Annotated in this window: 18 protein-coding genes; 9 read left to right on the forward strand and 9 right to left on the reverse strand. The window is 59.7% G+C overall.

What is annotated here, in order from left to right:
* The 3 genes from MOV76_RS33415 to MOV76_RS33425 form a co-directional block, all read left to right on the forward strand.
* Window positions 1-564 (forward strand): ABC transporter ATP-binding protein (locus MOV76_RS33415; RefSeq protein WP_247266126.1); only part of this gene is annotated, 564 nt, incomplete at its 5' end.
* Window positions 564-1,337 carry an L-iditol 2-dehydrogenase gene (locus MOV76_RS33420; protein WP_247266127.1) on the forward strand — a complete coding sequence of 258 codons (774 nt, stop codon included), beginning with the start codon at window positions 564-566 and terminating at the stop codon, window positions 1,335-1,337. The genes MOV76_RS33415 and MOV76_RS33420, both read left to right, overlap by 1 nt.
* A gap of 43 nt (window positions 1,338-1,380) precedes the next feature.
* Window positions 1,381-2,316 (forward strand): AraC family transcriptional regulator, encoded by a 936-nt coding sequence (locus MOV76_RS33425; RefSeq protein WP_247266128.1) that lies wholly within the window; start codon window positions 1,381-1,383, stop codon window positions 2,314-2,316.
* Between the two features lie 122 nt (window positions 2,317-2,438).
* Here the strand turns inward: MOV76_RS33425 and MOV76_RS33430 are convergent, their stop codons facing one another.
* From MOV76_RS33430 to MOV76_RS33455, 6 genes are all read right to left on the reverse strand, one after another.
* Window positions 2,439-3,212: an SDR family NAD(P)-dependent oxidoreductase gene (locus tag MOV76_RS33430; RefSeq protein ID WP_018447071.1), complete on the reverse strand. Its 774-nt coding sequence runs from the start codon at window positions 3,210-3,212 to the stop codon at window positions 2,439-2,441.
* Between the two features lie 11 nt (window positions 3,213-3,223).
* Window positions 3,224-3,949 (reverse strand): SDR family oxidoreductase, encoded by a 726-nt coding sequence (locus MOV76_RS33435; RefSeq protein WP_018244748.1) that lies wholly within the window; start codon window positions 3,947-3,949, stop codon window positions 3,224-3,226.
* A gap of 29 nt (window positions 3,950-3,978) precedes the next feature.
* Window positions 3,979-5,256 carry a D-tagatose-bisphosphate aldolase, class II, non-catalytic subunit gene (locus tag MOV76_RS33440; RefSeq protein WP_247266134.1) on the reverse strand — a complete coding sequence of 426 codons (1,278 nt, stop codon included), beginning with the start codon at window positions 5,254-5,256 and terminating at the stop codon, window positions 3,979-3,981.
* Complete coding sequence (locus tag MOV76_RS33445; RefSeq protein WP_247266129.1) at window positions 5,256-6,233, reverse strand: sugar kinase; 978 nt, start codon at window positions 6,231-6,233, stop codon at window positions 5,256-5,258. Before MOV76_RS33445 ends, MOV76_RS33440 begins: the two co-directional genes overlap by 1 nt.
* Before the next feature lie 30 nt (window positions 6,234-6,263).
* Window positions 6,264-7,478 carry an ROK family transcriptional regulator gene (locus tag MOV76_RS33450; RefSeq protein WP_018244745.1) on the reverse strand — a complete coding sequence of 405 codons (1,215 nt, stop codon included), beginning with the start codon at window positions 7,476-7,478 and terminating at the stop codon, window positions 6,264-6,266.
* A gap of 62 nt (window positions 7,479-7,540) precedes the next feature.
* Window positions 7,541-8,425, reverse strand: coding sequence for a sugar phosphate isomerase/epimerase (locus tag MOV76_RS33455; RefSeq protein WP_018244744.1), 885 nt, complete (start codon window positions 8,423-8,425; stop codon window positions 7,541-7,543).
* Between the two features lie 296 nt (window positions 8,426-8,721).
* Between MOV76_RS33455 and MOV76_RS33460 the strand changes: the two genes are divergently transcribed.
* From MOV76_RS33460 to MOV76_RS33485, 6 genes are all read left to right on the forward strand, one after another.
* Entirely contained in the window at window positions 8,722-10,155 is a 1,434-nt protein-coding gene (locus tag MOV76_RS33460) for an extracellular solute-binding protein (protein ID WP_247266130.1), read from the forward strand.
* Window positions 10,156-10,251: 96 nt separating this feature from the next.
* Window positions 10,252-11,127, forward strand: a complete 876-nt coding sequence (locus MOV76_RS33465) for a carbohydrate ABC transporter permease (RefSeq protein ID WP_247266131.1) — start codon at window positions 10,252-10,254, stop codon at window positions 11,125-11,127.
* A gap of 4 nt (window positions 11,128-11,131) precedes the next feature.
* Window positions 11,132-11,968 (forward strand): carbohydrate ABC transporter permease, encoded by an 837-nt coding sequence (locus MOV76_RS33470; protein ID WP_018447077.1) that lies wholly within the window; start codon window positions 11,132-11,134, stop codon window positions 11,966-11,968.
* A 4-nt stretch (window positions 11,969-11,972) separates the two neighbouring features.
* A complete protein-coding gene (locus tag MOV76_RS33475; protein ID WP_018447078.1) occupies window positions 11,973-12,179 on the forward strand; it encodes a DUF2160 family membrane protein in 207 nt (68 codons plus the stop codon).
* Window positions 12,180-12,234: 55 nt separating this feature from the next.
* Complete coding sequence (locus MOV76_RS33480; protein WP_018244740.1) at window positions 12,235-13,296, forward strand: ABC transporter ATP-binding protein; 1,062 nt, start codon at window positions 12,235-12,237, stop codon at window positions 13,294-13,296.
* Between the two features lie 11 nt (window positions 13,297-13,307).
* Window positions 13,308-14,033, forward strand: coding sequence for an SDR family oxidoreductase (locus tag MOV76_RS33485; RefSeq protein WP_247266132.1), 726 nt, complete (start codon window positions 13,308-13,310; stop codon window positions 14,031-14,033).
* 3 nt (window positions 14,034-14,036) lie between these two features.
* On the opposite strand, the gene MOV76_RS33490 is transcribed toward MOV76_RS33485, so the two are convergent.
* The 3 genes from MOV76_RS33490 to MOV76_RS33500 form a co-directional block, all read right to left on the reverse strand.
* Window positions 14,037-14,288 carry a hypothetical protein gene (locus tag MOV76_RS33490; protein ID WP_094231033.1) on the reverse strand — a complete coding sequence of 84 codons (252 nt, stop codon included), beginning with the start codon at window positions 14,286-14,288 and terminating at the stop codon, window positions 14,037-14,039.
* Between the two features lie 185 nt (window positions 14,289-14,473).
* Entirely contained in the window at window positions 14,474-15,619 is a 1,146-nt protein-coding gene (locus MOV76_RS33495) for a CaiB/BaiF CoA-transferase family protein (RefSeq protein ID WP_247266133.1), read from the reverse strand.
* A 43-nt stretch (window positions 15,620-15,662) separates the two neighbouring features.
* Window positions 15,663-15,790: 4Fe-4S dicluster domain-containing protein (locus tag MOV76_RS33500; RefSeq protein ID WP_247266135.1), on the reverse strand; the 128-nt coding region annotated here is incomplete at its 5' end.

The raw sequence follows: 15,790 nt of genomic DNA on the forward strand, positions 1-15,790 counted from the left end.
CGCGCCATCGTGCGCCAGCCTTCGGCCTTCCTGTTCGACGAACCGCTGTCGAACCTCGATGCCGCGCTACGCGTCAACATGCGCCTCGAAATCAGCGAGTTGCATCAGCAGTTGAAGACGACGATGGTCTACGTCACCCACGATCAGGTCGAGGCGATGACCATGGCCGACAAGATCGTCGTCTTGAACAGGGGCAATATCGAGCAGGTCGGCTCGCCGCTCGAACTCTACAGCCGCCCCCGCAACCTCTTCGTCGCCGGCTTCATCGGATCGCCCAAGATGAACTTCATCACAGGCCAGCACGCCGCCGCGCTGAACGCACATACCATCGGCGTCCGGCCCGAACATCTGACCATTTCCACGACCGAAGGCCTGTGGAAGGGTGAGGCGAGCGTCACCGAACATCTCGGCTCTGATACCTTCATCCATGTTCGCACCGAGGTGGCGGGCCTGCTGACGGTTCGGGTCCTGGGTGAGACGGGCATCCGCGCCGGGGGGACGGTTTATCTAACGCCCGATCCAGCGCGGATCCATAGATTCAACGAAAAGGGAGTGGCAAAGTAATGAAACGGCTTGAAGGAAAATCAGCTTTGATTACCGGTTCGGCGCGTGGCATCGGCCGAACGTTCGCAGAGGCTTACATCCGCGAGGGCGCCACCGTCGCAATCGCCGACATCAATATCGAGCGCGCCGAGCACACGGCCAGCGAACTTGGCGCATCCGCCTATGCACTGAAGATCGACGTTACCGATCAGGCCTCCATCGACCAGGCGATTGCCGCTGTCGATGCCAAGACCGGCGGCATCGACATTCTCGTCAACAATGCCGCGCTTTTCGATCTTGCGCCGATCGTCGGCATTACCCGCGAGAGCTTCGACACACTTTTTGCCATCAACGTCTCCGGCACGCTCTTCACGCTGCAGGCCGCGGCGAAATCGATGATCGCGCGGGGCAAAGGCGGCAAGATCATCAACATGGCGAGCCAGGCGGGACGACGCGGAGAGGCTCTGGTCGCCGTCTATTGCGCAACGAAAGCTGCTGTCATTTCCTTGACGCAGTCAGCCGGGCTCGACTTGATCAAGCACGGAATCAACGTCAACGCCATTGCACCCGGCGTCGTCGACGGCGAACATTGGGACGGCGTGGATGCGAAATTCGCAGAATACGAAAACCGCCCGCTTGGCGAGAAAAAGCGGCTGGTCGGTGAAGCTGTTCCCTTCGGCCGCATGGGGACGGCGGAAGACCTGACCGGAATGGCAATCTTCCTCGCCTCGAAAGAAGCCGATTACATCGTCGCACAGACCTACAACGTCGATGGTGGTAACTGGATGAGCTAACCGCTATCCTCAACCCGGCTTATCCGTTGATGGAACAAGTGGAATGAGCGCCTCGACCAGCTTGACCAAGCCGTCGGTTGCCCGCAACGGAACATCGCGGCTGGCGCCGAAATTTGAGCACGTTCTGACCGCTGAAGACGATACCTTCCTCTGGCGGATCGACGACTATCCCTGGGCAAATTCGCTCTGGAATTTTCATCCGGAATTTGAGATTCACCTTATCCGCAAATCGTCCGGCACGGCGTATGTTGGTGATTATATCGGCAATTTCGGTCCCGGCGATCTAACAGTCGTCGGCAGCAATCTGCCACATGATTGGGTCTCGCATATTGGCAAAGGCGACAGGATCCCGGAACGGGATCTTGTCGTTCAATTTCATCCGGACAAAATTCGAGAAGCAAGCAGGTATCTGCCGGAGATGAAGCGCCTGGACACGCTTCTGACGGCCGCACAGCGTGGATTGCGATTTTCGGGGACTACAGCTCGACGTGCGGCTCTTCTGCTCGAACGCATTGGAGCAGTTGGTGGGTTGGAAAGGTTGATCCGTTTCCTTCGCGTTCTGGAACTGCTGGCAGATTCCCGCGAATACGAACTTTTGTCATCGCCCGACTTCTCGCCTAGTCTCGACGCGGCGACGCTGAACACCATGCAGCGGGCAATTCTCCATATCCACGGCCACTTTACTGAGAAAATTCAGCTCCCCGACGTCGCATCCGTAGTCAACATGTCGACAAACACCTTCAGCCGATTTTTCATCAAGAACACCGGACGCAGCTTTACGGATTACGTGGTGAGTTTGCGCATAGGCAGGGCCTGCAAATTGCTGTCGGAGTCCGATGAGACCGTGACCGACATCTGCTATGAAGTTGGCTACACCAACTTGTCGAACTTCAATCGCGCGTTTCTTCGCCATGTCGGCAAGACTCCATCCGTCTACCGGAAGGCCGCACGGGGAAAACGCGTCTCGCCCGACAGCTGAAGACTATCCACTTTCAGATTGCTGCTTGCTGCGGCAAGTTGCTCATTGGTGGACTTGCGTCTCCGAGGCGGCCGATCACCGCCTCTTTCCGGTGCGGACGAGGCGCACGCCTCCTGCAAGGACTACCAGCAGGTGAAGCCTGCATCGACGTTGACGATTGCCCCGGTCATCAGGCTGGCAGCGCCCGACGCGAGGAAGAGGACTGCGCTTGCAACCTCTTCCGGCGTTCCCATCCTGCCCATCGGCGTGTCGGCGAGCCAGAGCGGAATACGCTCGCGATTGGCTTCGACGGCCACCACCATCGGCGTCTCGATATAGGTGGGCGCGACAGCATTGACCCTGACGCCGTGCTGCGCCCACTCGGCGGCCAACGAACGCGTGAGGTGATGGACTGCTGCCTTGGAGACGTTATAGGCCGTCTGAGGCTGAGGCCGGTTGCAGATGTGACCCGACATCGAGCCGAGATTCACGATGGCGCCGCGCTTCATCGAAATCATGGGACGACCGAAGGCGCGCGAGCACCAGAATACGCCGTTGAGATTGACGTCCATCATGCGCAGCCAATCCGCGTCGGTGAGCTCTTCCGCTGGGATGCCACTCTGGCCAATTCCGGCATTGTTCACGAGGATCGTTGCCGGCCGGCCGCCATCGGCAAGCTCGGTTGCGATCGCATCCATTCGGGCCGCGTCGGTGACGTCGCCGACCCGGACTTCGACCTCGTACCCCTTGTCGCGCAGCGCAAGCGCTTGCTCAGCGTCGGCCTCGTTGCGTTCGATAACGACGACGGCGGCGCCCGCCTCCGCCAGCGCCTCGCTGCAGCACAGCCCGATCGCGCGCCCTCCGCCCGTAACCACCGCCCGTTCGCCGTCGAGGCGAAATTTCTGCTGGTAACTCATGTTCGGCTCCTTCAGATGTCAAAGGCGCTTGGAAGCACCACGATATCACGGATGGTGACGTTGCGCGGACGGGTCAGCATGAAGATGATCGCGTCGGCGACTTCCTTGGGCTCGATCAGAGCGCCGGCTTCCTTGGCCTTGCGAAGGTTTTCCTCCGGCCAATCCGCAAGCAAAGCGCTGATCACCGGCCCCGGAGAAACCGACCCCACACGAATGCCGCTTTTCAGAAGCTGGCGTCGCATCGTCTGGACGAAGCACGTCATCGCCCACTTCGATGACGAATAGACCGGTTCCCATGGAATCGCCGAATGTCCGGCGACCGAGCTGGTGACGACAATGTCGCCCGTGCCACGTTCGATCATGTGTGGAATGACGTTTCGAACGTTCTTGATGACGACGTTGACGTTGAGATTGAGCATCCGATCGATGGTATCGAGGTCGGTTTCCACCAGGTCACCGCCGATATAGGTGCCTGCATTGGCATGCAGGATGTCGAGTTTGCCGGTCTTGGACAGAATGCCCTCGAGTAATCCCGCACACTCGCCCGGATCCAGCAAGTTGATCTTGAGCGGAATAGCGCGCTCGCCAAGCCGGTCGCAAACTCTCTCAAGGGCCTTCTCATCGCGGTCCACCAGCACGACCGTCGCGCCAGCGGCGAGCATTGCCTCCGTCGAAGCGAGTCCTATTCCGGATGCTGCGCCCGTGACCGCCGCGATCTTCCCATTCAATTCCGTCATCGATTTCTCCTCCTGCTTGATCCTGATTGTCAATTCTTCCCGACGCCGCAGGCGGCGTGATAGTCCGAGAGACTCTTCGTCACTCTCCAGATCAAAACCTGTTCCGGATCGAGCGGCGCACCTGCGAAATCCTGCGCGGCCGGCATATGCTGCCAAAGCAATGGCAGCGGTACGGATTGGCCTCGAAGGGCCTCGCATAGCCGCCGGACGGCCTCTTGTGCTTCAGCTGACGCCCAATAATAGCGGATGCGGTCAGACAGCGAATAGTGCCGCAGCCAGCGCATCTCGGCGTTCGTCCCGTGGTAGTGGCGGCTCCAATTGCCTGGCTGATCGAGCATCAGCGCTTCCATCGCCGCATAGAGCGGACGCTGGCCATAATCGGGCAAGAGGTCCGACGCGATCGCATCCAGCGCATAGAGCGCCTCGCGCAGGACGAAGGTCAGCTCGGGACCGACCTTGAGAATGGGAAACCCGTCCTCCACCAGCGCGGTCAACGGCCGTGTCCCCTGATAATCCGTCGAGTGAGCCTCGAAGACGAATTGCGGCTCGTCGGTCAGCACCGATTTCAGCGCGTCTATCTTGCTGCGATCATAAAGGATGACATTGTGATTGCCGAACTCGACGCCCGGCTGAACGACCAGCCCAATGGCCCGTCCAAACGCTTGCCCGAGTCCTGCCTCCGCAAAGATCCGGCGGTGGACTTCGATCGTCTTCAGCGCCGCTGCGGCAGCCGTCGGTTCGATTGATGTGAGGGCATGATCGGCCCCGCCTGGCGGCGGCACTTCGGTGCCGATGACATAAACCGGCATTGCGCCGCCGCTCTTCTTCGCCGACGCCTCGGCGACCGCCGCCAGCCGGGCGGCACGATGGGCCGTGGTTTCGTCGTCGAGCGCCACCGGCTCGCCCTTGCAGCCCATCGAGGCATCGAGGTGAATCTTGCGGAATCCGGCGTCGACATAGGCGGCAACCATCTTCTCGGCCTCGGCCATGGCCTCTTCCGCCGGGCGGTCGCGCCAAGGATTGGGGCCGAGGTGGTCACCGCCGAGAACGATGAGTTTTTCGGGGCACCCTTCCTCCGCCGCGATCTTCATCACCAGGGACGCGAAGTCGCTTGGCGTCATTCCGGTGTAGCCGCCAAGGTGATTGACCTGGTTGCAGGTCGCTTCGATCAGGACGGTGCTCTGGTGTTGCCGCCCGTGTCGGAGTGCTGCGCGAAGCACGATCGGATGGGCGGAGCAGACGGAGGTCACACCTCTCGGGTGGCCTTCGCTCCTCAGCTTGGCCAGTTCGTTGAGATGCACCTGCATCACGGGCGCCTTTCCGTTGAAGCGATAAACGCATCGAGCTCTTGCTGAGTGCCGGCACCTTCCATCGGACCGAGGACCGTCACGTTGCGGGCGCCAGCGGCCGAGGCATAGGTAAGCGCTTCCTTCTGAGACATTCCGAGCCGCCGGCAGGTGAGATAGGCACCGCCGAAGCAATCGCCGGCGCCCGTAGGGTCGACCTGCTGAACGACAAATGCCGGCGCGTCGATGCGGTCTCCCTCCCTGCCGAAATAGGTCGCGCCTTCGGCTCCGCGCTTCAGCACGACCTCCTTGACGCCAATCTCGAACAAGCGGCGGATCGCCTCTGCCTCGCCTTCGACACCTGCGGCACGCTCAAGTTCCTCTCCGGACGGCAGAAGCAGATCGGCGGCGGCGACGAGCATGGAAAACCGGCGCTCGGTGTCCGCGTCCAGCTTCAATTCCTTGCGAATGTTCGGATCCACCGAGAGCGTTCCCCCGCGTGCCTTGACGATGTCGACCGCCTTGTCGATCACTTCGCGCGCGCTGGGGACCGACAGCGCCGAACCCATCACGTGAAGATGGCCGCTCCGATTGATGAGATCGGCGACCGCTTGAGACCAGCCGAAGCGCGCAGCTGCTGATGTGGCGATGTTGTAGACGAAATCCCGGGAGCCATCCTTGCGGTAGCGAACAAACGCGCTTCCTGTTGGATAGTTCGGATCGATCGAGATCGTCGAAACATCGACGCCGTCACGTTTGAGGCGATCGGTATTGACACGACCGAAATCGTCATCGCCGACCGCACCGACCATGGCGGCCTTGCCGCCCAGGCGGCCGCACTGCGAGATGAAGATCGCCGGCGCCCCGCTCGCGAACGGACCGACGAGCGGCTGGGCTTCGAGAAAACCGTCTCCCACCGTCGTGGCGACGATCTCGACGAGGATCTCCCCTACGCAAACCGTGGGACCAAGCTGGTCCGGAGCCAGTACTGAAGTCATTTGCAATCCTGCTTTCGATCGTTCTTGTCGTCAACTCGTCGCCGATTGGACCGGCGCACCGTCCTCGCTGCCGAACTCCTCGCTCTCCAATGACAGAAAGCGCTGGTGCAACATGCATGCCGCTCCGAAGGCGGAACCGAACTCCGCATCATCGTCCACGACGATCTCAGGCGTGGGGAAAGGTATATTCTGGCCCTCCGACATGTGGACCGCCACGCGGGCGGCGACCATCGGGTAGAGAGATGCGACGGAGCCACCCAGCACGATCCTGTCTGGGTCGAGCAGACGACAGGCCTGCAGCAATGCATATGCGAGATGGCGCGACCAGGTTTCGGCGATATTGACCGCAGCCGGGACACGGTCACGAACGCCGCCGAGGAATTCCTGCAGATCCGCGTGCTTACGGCCAACAGCCTCGCGATACTGCCGGATGAGCACCTCGCGACCGATCAGCTGCTCAAACTTCTGACCGCCGCTTCCCGGCACCAGAGTGTGGCCGATCTCTCCCGCCAGACCGTGACCGCCCCGGAACAGCTTGCCATCGATCATGATGCCGCCGCCGACGCCCGTTTCCATCAGCAGGAAGAGGGTCACACCTGCGGCACCGTGACGATAGCTGTCACCGATCGCAAACGCATTGGCGTCGTTTTCGACCGCGATCGGGACGGCGGCCGGGAAGGCGGACCGCCCGATCTCCTTCAACGACACGTCTCGCCAGCCGATGATGGGGGCAAGCGTGACAATTCCGTCCGGCCGGATGTGGGCCGGCGCCGAAATGCCCAGACCCTTGCACCGTCCGATCATCCCTTTCGCCATCGCGCCGACAATCAGCTCGACGCCCTGCGACACGGCCTCCTCCACCGTCGAAGATGGTGTGTCGAACGCTATTTTCCGGCATGCCCGGACGTCGGCGGAGAGATCGACAACTGCAGCCGATATATGCTCGACGCCAATCTCGATTCCGACGAAGAATGCGGCATCGGGGACCAGTTCGAGCATGATGCCCGGACGACCGGCCCGGGAATGCTCCAGGCGCTGCTTGCCGCTCTCGTCCGACTCCTGAACGAACCCGCCTTCCGTCAGTTCGGCGACGATCTCTCCCGAGGATGAGCGATTCATGCCGAGCTTCCGGGCGAGGTCGGCCCGGCTGAGGCTTCGGTGGGCGTAGATCGTCTGCAAGGCGGCGACGATATTGTTCTGTCGGATCCTGCGTGGCGAACTTCCGATGGAGACGGTGTCGTTCATATTTCAATTCCCTTCAGTCGGCCCAACCCTTACACGACTGGAACAGGCTGTCAGAAGGATAATTAGGGCCGCGCGTTTGTGGCGCGGCGACGCTTGGCCTCGTCATATTTCAGCTCGATGTAGCGCTTCGCGTGCGCGGCAAGCGGATCATTATCCTCCCAGGTGTCGCGCCAGATCGCGCAGGCGAGTGACAGGCCTTCGTCGACAACCGTCGTCGAGAAGCTCTCGAACACGATGTCGCGCTTGTAGTCGATGTCGAGCAGGGCGTCGAAGATCAGATCGAAGTTGATGACGCCATCGCCGAGATAGCCGCGATTGCTCTCGCCGATGTGGAAGTAGCCGATCTTGTCGCCGGCCAGACGGATCGCGGCGGCCGGATTGGCTTCCTCGATGTTCATATGGAACGTGTCGAGGTGGAGACGGACATGCTCCGATCCGGTCTCGGCGATGAACTTCAACCCCTGCGCCGCCGTATTCAGCAGGTTCGTCTCGAACCGGTTGACAACCTCCAGGACGAGGTCGACGTTCGCCTGCCTGGCGACTTCGCCGGTCGCGGCGATCGCAGCGACGCTGTTGTCCCAGCCCTTCTTCGTCGGCTGGCGATTGTACTTGGTGTGCGCGGAATAAAGAATCCCGCCGAGCTTGTTGCCGCCGATATCACGGACCGCACGAACGGCGTCGGCCAGTGTCTGCTTGCCAGCGGATACCGCAGACATGTCCTCGCTCGATACGTCCTTGTCGAGCGGCAGGCCCATCGTCACGCCAATCTCGACGTCAAGCGACTGCGCAAGCTTTGCCAGTCGATCGAGGTTGAATTTCTCGGGGCGCAGATAGGCAAATTCGATGGTGCGATATCCGTGTTCGGCCGTCTTGTTGAGGGCCATCTCCAGCCCTTCCTGCGTTTGGCCGCCTGTCCATACAAATGAATGGATACCCAATCGACGCATAGCCTTTTCCTCCAAAAAATGCCCTTGGCTGCGCACAGTGCTATGCCATTTAGTTTGGTAAGACAACAAATAATTTTGTCTGGAATTTTTTTGCTGCTTTGCAAAATTACCTTGCAATGCAATATTTTACGTTTCTCACATTGTATTCTACCGTCTGCCGGAAATTAGTTTCTGCGAAAATCAATGGGATAGATCCATGATTTGCATGTTTAGACAACAAATGTTGCGCTGGAAGTTTTTTTGGCCTACACAAAAGACCGGCGAAATGATCTCGCTGCACTTTGGGAGGATTGAAAATGAACAATGCTTTGAAGGCTAGCGCGCTTGCGCTGACGCTCAGCCTCGCTACTGCCGCTTCGCCGGCCTGGGCTGACTTCTGGTCCGACGCTGGAGCCAAATTCAAGGGCGTGACACTGCACGGCGTCACCGAAAGCACCCCGCCATCGAACTACATCAGGAACGTGCTGGCTCCGGAATTCGAAAAGAAGACCGGCATCAAGGTCGACATCGAGACGACATCCTGGGATCAGATGTACGACAAGGCCATCAAGGACATGGAAGCCAAGACCGGCATCTATGACATGGTCTACATCGAGCAGGACATCATCTATTCTTATCTGGCCAGGAATTTCCTCGTCGACATCACGAAGACGCTGAAAGACCAGCCGGATCTGAAGGCGCCGACCTACGACGATGCGAACTTCACCAGCTTTGCCAACTACTTCAAGGACACGAGCGGCGATCTGTTCGGCGTTCCGATGGAAGCCTTCCTGAAGACGTATCTCTATCGCAAGGACCTCTTCGACGATCCGAAGATCAAGGAAGCCTTCAAGAAGGAAACCGGCAAGGACTTGAAGCCGGCGACCACACACGCGGAATACACCGAGATCGCCGACTTCTTCACGAAGTACGGCAAGGACAATGGCATGGAGCTCTGGGGCACGACCGCCCAGGCACATACAGGCCATCCGGCGTCGTGGTATGAATTCTTCGAGTCCATCGTGCCGACCTTCGGCGTCTACAATTGGGGCATCGACGCCAAGAACAACTATGCGGCGACGGTCGAACATGGCGGCGCGATGAACAGCGACAAGGCGAAGGCGGCGTTGAAGTATTGGCTGCACCTGCGCGACATCGCTCCTCCGGAATCGACGCAGTCAACCTGGACGGAAACGGCAACGACGTTCGCCGCCGGCCGTGTCGCCCAGGGACTGATCTACGGTGAGAATGCCGCGTGGATCGCAAGCGATCCAGCGCAGTCGAAGGTGGTCGGCCAGGTCGGATTCGCTCTGCCGCCGCTCGAGCCGGGCGTGCTGGACGACGCGAAAGCCGGAAAGGGCTATATCGGCTACTATGATGGCGGCGCCTTCGGCGTGCCGGTTACGTCCAAGAACAAGGAAGCGTCGCTGCTCTTCCTCGAATTCATCGGTCAGAACGAAGTGCAGCCCGATTGGGCCATCGCCGCACCGCGCATCACCAACACGGCGACATTCGATGATCCAAAAGTGAAGGAAATGGACGTCAAGCTCGGCGGCTTCTACACGATGCTGAAGGACGAGGGCAAGCTCTTCGCCGGCGCTCCTCCCTACCCCTTCCACGCTCAGGTGCGTGAAGCGACCGCTCCCATCTTCTACGACATCCTGACCGGCAAGATCGGTCCCGATGAAGGCCTCGACCAGATGGCGGCCAAGGCCGAAGAGGAGCTCACCTCGCTCGGCTATCGCAAATAAAATATCCTCCCCAACTGACGGGTCGTTCCGACGACCCGTCATCTTTCGCTCCCTGATGGAGCGGACGTCCACATAGCGTTCAATGGGGGATAGGCGATGCATTCGCAGAAGCTCGGGTGGCTGTTGCTGTCACCGACCATAGTGATCCTCGGACTGTTCGGGATCTTTCCTTTCATCTACGTCCTCTGGGTCTCTTTCCATTCATGGAACCCGTTCGCGGCCAATCCGGGCATGATCTTCAACTGGGCTGAGAACTATCGGCGGCTCGTCTTCGACCCGCAGTTCCTGGCATCGCTCGGCATAACCCTGGCATTCGTCTTCTTCGCGGTCGTGTCGGAGCTGGTCCTCGGCTACATCCTCGCCCAGGCGCTGCTCAAGGACTTTCCCGGAAAAGCGGTGTTTCGCACGATCCATACTCTGCCCCTGATCATGGCGCCCATCATCGTCGGCTCAGTCTGGAAGCTGATGACCACCCCGTCCATCGGCATCATTCCCTATCTCCTCAGGAGCTGGTTCGGGTACGATCTGAATATCGGCCAGAGCGCCGTCGCGGCCTTCACCGTCACTGTCATCATGGACATCTGGCACTGGACGCCGCTCGTCACCCTCTCGCTGATCGCCGCACTCGTCTCGCTTCCATCAGACCCGTTCGAGCAGGCGCAGATCGACGGCGCCGGCAGGAGCCAGATCTTCTGGCACATCACGCTCCCCTTGATCCGCCCGGCCATGCTGGCCACTGTGTTCATCAGGCTCATGGACGCGCTGCGCACCGTCGACGAAGTCCTGATGCTGACCGGAGGCGGCCCGGGCTCATCGACGCGCTACATCGGCGTCCATATCTTCAGGGAAGTTTTTCCCAAGACGAATTACGGCTACGGTTCGGCGATCTCCGTCATCGTCCTCTACCTCACCATCGTCGTCTGCTGGCTGCTCTATGTCGGCTTGATTGCGCCCCGCGTGAAGAGAGGTTGAAGCGATGAAGACCAAAAACCCCTGGCTTCCGGTCCTCCTGTGGACCTTGATAAGCTTCGTGACCCTTTTCCCGATCTATTGGCTCTTCGTCATATCGGTGAAACAGCCCTTCGACCTGTTCTCGACGCCCGATGTCATTCTCCGGAGCTTCTTCTGGAAGAATTACCAGGACGTGCTGACCAATCCGACCTTGCGCGGATACATGCTCAACTCGCTGATCATTTCGTCAGGCAATGCGCTGCTCGTCACCACGCTCGGCTTCCTTGCCTGCTACGCCCTGACGCGCTTCGACCTCGCCGGCAAGGAAAGCATCTTCTTCTGGACGATCACCAACCGCATGGCGCCGCCGGCGGTCTTCCTCCTGCCGCTTTTCCTGCTGCTGACGCAGGTCTACAGGATCGGCGACTTCTCGCTCGCCGATTCCAAGCTGGGCATGATCTTGGTCTATTGCTCCTTCAACCTTCCTTTTGCCATCTGGACGCTGCGCCCGACCGTGGAAGGCATTCCGAAGGAATTGGACGAGGCGGCCTATATGGACGGCGCGAGCCCATGGACCGTCCTCTATGATATCATCTTTCCTTTGGCACGGCCCGGACTTGCGGTGACGCTGATCCTGACCTGGGTTTTCGCGTGGAACGAATACCTGCTTGCGGCGACGCTCACCAACTTCCATGCGCGGACTCTGACCACCGGCTTGTCGGAATATGTGACGACGACGGGAACGGCCTGGGGCATCATGGCCGCGATCTCGATGCTGACATTGGTTCCTGCGCTCATCGTCTTTTCGGTGGTCCAGCGTCACATCGTCGCCGGCCTGACCTTCGGTGCCGTGAAAGGATGAAACGATGACGTCTCAATCAGGAAATAACGAACCCAAGCCGGGGTTTCTGCCGATCGAAACGAACTGGTTCGACCGGCTCTTCATCTCGATCGTTATCTGGGTCGCACTCTCCCTGTTCTGGATGCGGTTCATCGAGCCGTTCGGGCTTTCCGTATGGTTTGCGGCAGCGATCTCGGCGGTCCTTGGCGCCTACATCGTCTGGAAGGGATGAGCCGATGAATTCCATCAACAACATCAAAGCCGTGCTGCTTTAGGGAGGAACGACATTGGCAAACGTACAGGTTAGCGACGTCACCAAGAAATATGGCTCTCTTCAAGTCATGCACGGCGTCAGCGTCGACATCGAGGACGGCGAATTCGTCGTGCTGGTCGGTCCATCCGGCTGCGGCAAATCCACCCTGCTCCGCATGATCGCAGGTCTTGAGACGGTCAGCAGCGGAGACATCCGGATCGGCGGCCGTGTCGTCACCGACGCTCCGCCAAAGGAGCGTGACATCGCGATGGTCTTCCAGAGCTATGCGCTCTATCCCCACAAGACGGTCGCCGAGAATATGGGCTTTCCGCTGAGGATGGCCAAGCGTCCGAAGGCGGAGATCGACGAGAAGGTCGGCAAGGCAGCCGAGATCCTCGACCTGACGCGTTATCTCGACCGCTATCCGAAGCAACTGTCGGGCGGACAGCGTCAACGCGTGGCGATGGGTCGGGCCATCGTCCGAGATCCGAAGGTCTTTCTGTTCGACGAGCCGTTGTCGAACCTGGACGCTAAACTCCGCGTCACCATGCGTGTCGAGATCAAGGAGCTTCACCAGCGGCTGAAGACCACGACTGTCTACGTCACGCACGATCAGATCGAGGCCATGACGATGGCCAACAAGATCGTGGTCATGCGCGACGGAAGGGTCGAGCAGATCGGCAAGCCTCTCGATCTCTACGACTTCCCGGTAAACCTCTTCGTTGCCGGCTTCATCGGCAGCCCATCGATGAACTTCCTTCAGGGCCGCATCGCCACACGCGACGGCAGGAAGGTCGTCGTCACCGACCAGGGCATCACCCTTCCGATGGCAGACACAAATGCGGATGAGGGAAGAGCCGTTACCTACGGCATCCGACCGGAGCACATCACGATCGGCGATGAAGGCGTACCTGTGGAGGTATCGGTGTTCGAGCCCACGGGTTCGGAGACATTGATCTTCGGCCGCACGGGAGGCGTGCCGATCGACGCGCTGATCCGCGAGCGCATCGAGGTAGACCCTGGACGGACAATGTACTTCCATATCGATCCCCGGCGTGCACACATCTTCGATCGGGAAACAGGCCAGAGACTGTAGGAGGACGGCCCATGGACTTCAAAGGAAAGACGGTTATCGTGACCGGCGCCGGCAAAGGCATCGGACGCGAAATTGTAAGGATGCTCGCCGAACGGGGAGCGCAAGTCGTCGCCCTGACCCGGAGTGCTGCCGATGTCGAAGCGCTGCGAGGGGAATCCGGCTGCCGGGCTATACAGGTCGATCTTGCGGACGCCGATGCGACCAGAGAGGCTGCCATCGCTGCCCTTCCCGCCGATTTGCTCGTCAACTGCGCCGGCACGACCGAGCTCCAACCGTTCCTGGAGACAACCGTCGAAGCATTCGACCGTCTTGTCGCGGTCAACACGCGTGCTCCGATGATCGTCGCCCAGGAATATGCCCGTTCGCTGATCAAGCAGGGCCGCAAAGGCGCCATCGTCAATGTCTCGTCGGTCGCCTCCTTCGTCGGCCTCGCCGACCACGCTGCCTATTGCGCGTCGAAGGGTGGATTGGATGGCTTGACGCGGGTCATGGCAAAGGAGCTTGCACCTCACGGCATCCGCGCGAACGGAATCCATCCCACGGTGACGCTGACCCCGATGGCGGTGAAGGCATGGAGCGATCCCGAGAAGGCCGCGGGGATGATGAAACGAATTCCCGTCGGTCGCTTGGCCGAGCCAGCAGACATTGCCGAGGTTGTTCTTTTCCTGCTCTCCGACGAGGCTGCGATGGTGAACGGGATATCGATGCCGGTGGACGGTGGCTACATGATTGCTTGAAGTTCAGGACTGCCGTGTGGTACGAGCCCGCGATTGCAATACGGGAAGCGGCGACGTTGACCGCCGCACCAACCGGCGCAGCTCATCCTGATCGATAAAATGATCGGTCACGCCGGCCTCTTTATCCGGATGACTGAAGACTAGACCGTCGGAATCCTCAAGCTTCAGAGCTTGCTCCGTATTCATGATCCCCAGTGCCTGGCGCTCGTACTCGGACTCGAGTGCCGCCTCGACGATGGCTTTTCTCTTGCGCATGTCCGTGTCCTCCGTTCCTCAAAGGGTAACGGACAGGCGGAGTCGCGGTTCCGATCAAGGCATCACGATATGAGACTGGCTGAAACGAGCGTCCGCCGAAACACGGCCCCATCGCGCGGGCCGCGCTGTTTTTGGCCCCTCACGAAAAATGGCGAATTCCTGTTCGATGGCACAAGCTCAAGGCATCAGTCCATCGAAGACCAGTCTGACTGCACTTTGCCATTGTGCTCGCCAAGCTTTGGCGACTTACGATGCTGGATCAACATCGCCCCTGAAAAGATGATTGGCGTCCGGATGCCCGGTATCCCTTCATTCTCCACCGCCATCTTCCGATGCGCGACTTGCGGGTCCGCGAATACATCCTTCACGGTGTTGATCGGCCCGGCGGGAACGCCCACACACGCGAGGTCGGCCAGCAGATCCGTCCGCTTGAAGAGCCTCGTGCGCGCTTCCATCATGGATGTCAGTTCTTCTCGATGTCGCACTCTGTCCGCGTTGGTCTTGAAACGGACGTCGTCCGCCACAGCGGAGAGCCGGAGGATTTCGCATAGCCTCTCGAACTGACTATCGTTCCCGCAGGCGATAATGATATTGCCGTCGGATACCGGAAATACTTGGTATGGTGCGATGTTGGGATGCGCATTGCCGAGTCTCGTCGGTGCCTTTCCCGAGGCCAGAAAATTCATCGCCTGGTTGGCCAACACGCCCACTGTGCTGTCCAGCAGGGCCATATCGATATGCTGTCCCTCACCTGTGCTGTTCCGGAGGGTCAAAGCGGCCTGGATAGCGATGACCGAATAGAGCCCTGTGAAAATATCGCCGAACGCCACGCCAATCTTCTGCGGCTCCCGATCTGGTTCACCGGTCAAATCCATGATGCCCGCCATGCCTTGGACGATGAAATCGTATCCCGCACGTTCGGCATATGGGCCGGTTTGGCCAAAGCCGGTAATCGAGCAGTAAATCAGCTTTGAATTGATCGCCTTCAGGCTCTCGTAATCAAGACCGAACTTCTTCAACGCGCCTACCTTGAAGTTCTCGACGACGACATCCGCGTTCGCGATCAGTGCACGAAGCTTTTCGACGTCTTCCGCCGAATTGAAATCCGCCGTGATGCTCAGTTTTCCGCGGTTGCAGCTATGGAAGTAGGCCGCAGCGACGTCATCGCCATCCCGAATGAAAGGAGGCCCCCAACGGCGCGTGTCATCGCCCTCAGGGCTTTCCACCTTGATGACGGTCGCTCCAAGGTCGGCAAGTGTCTGTCCAGCCCATGGACCAGCCAGGATACGCGCCAATTCCACGACCCGAACGCCTTCAAGTGGAGATTGCATCGATAACTCCCTAATCATTCCTAAGTCCGCGGATCAATGTAGGCTACATGTTCGGATAGGCCGGCCCCTCGCCGCCCTGCGGCGGCACCCAGTTGATGTTCTGGTTGGGGTCCTTGATGTCGCAGGTCTTGCAGTGCACGCAGTTCTGGGCGTTGATGACGAAGACGTCCT

Source organism: Rhizobium sp. PRIMUS64, from assembly GCF_023006465.1.
GTDB classification, from domain to species: Bacteria; Pseudomonadota; Alphaproteobacteria; order Rhizobiales; family Rhizobiaceae; genus Rhizobium; species Rhizobium leguminosarum.

Coding starts and splice junctions, on each gene's coding strand:
- MOV76_RS33420 (WP_247266127.1), top strand. CDS start 564: ATGAAACGGCTTGAAGGAAAATCAGCTTTGATTACCGGTTCGGCGCGT.
- MOV76_RS33425 (WP_247266128.1), top strand. CDS start 1,381: ATGAGCGCCTCGACCAGCTTGACCAAGCCGTCGGTTGCCCGCAACGGA.
- MOV76_RS33430 (WP_018447071.1), bottom strand. CDS start 3,212: ATGAGTTACCAGCAGAAATTTCGCCTCGACGGCGAACGGGCGGTGGTT.
- MOV76_RS33435 (WP_018244748.1), bottom strand. CDS start 3,949: ATGACGGAATTGAATGGGAAGATCGCGGCGGTCACGGGCGCAGCATCC.
- MOV76_RS33440 (WP_247266134.1), bottom strand. CDS start 5,256: ATGCAGGTGCATCTCAACGAACTGGCCAAGCTGAGGAGCGAAGGCCAC.
- MOV76_RS33445 (WP_247266129.1), bottom strand. CDS start 6,233: ATGACTTCAGTACTGGCTCCGGACCAGCTTGGTCCCACGGTTTGCGTA.
- MOV76_RS33450 (WP_018244745.1), bottom strand. CDS start 7,478: ATGAACGACACCGTCTCCATCGGAAGTTCGCCACGCAGGATCCGACAG.
- MOV76_RS33455 (WP_018244744.1), bottom strand. CDS start 8,425: ATGCGTCGATTGGGTATCCATTCATTTGTATGGACAGGCGGCCAAACG.
- MOV76_RS33460 (WP_247266130.1), top strand. CDS start 8,722: ATGAACAATGCTTTGAAGGCTAGCGCGCTTGCGCTGACGCTCAGCCTC.
- MOV76_RS33465 (WP_247266131.1), top strand. CDS start 10,252: ATGCATTCGCAGAAGCTCGGGTGGCTGTTGCTGTCACCGACCATAGTG.
- MOV76_RS33470 (WP_018447077.1), top strand. CDS start 11,132: ATGAAGACCAAAAACCCCTGGCTTCCGGTCCTCCTGTGGACCTTGATA.
- MOV76_RS33475 (WP_018447078.1), top strand. CDS start 11,973: ATGACGTCTCAATCAGGAAATAACGAACCCAAGCCGGGGTTTCTGCCG.
- MOV76_RS33485 (WP_247266132.1), top strand. CDS start 13,308: ATGGACTTCAAAGGAAAGACGGTTATCGTGACCGGCGCCGGCAAAGGC.
- MOV76_RS33490 (WP_094231033.1), bottom strand. CDS start 14,288: ATGCGCAAGAGAAAAGCCATCGTCGAGGCGGCACTCGAGTCCGAGTAC.
- MOV76_RS33495 (WP_247266133.1), bottom strand. CDS start 15,619: ATGCAATCTCCACTTGAAGGCGTTCGGGTCGTGGAATTGGCGCGTATC.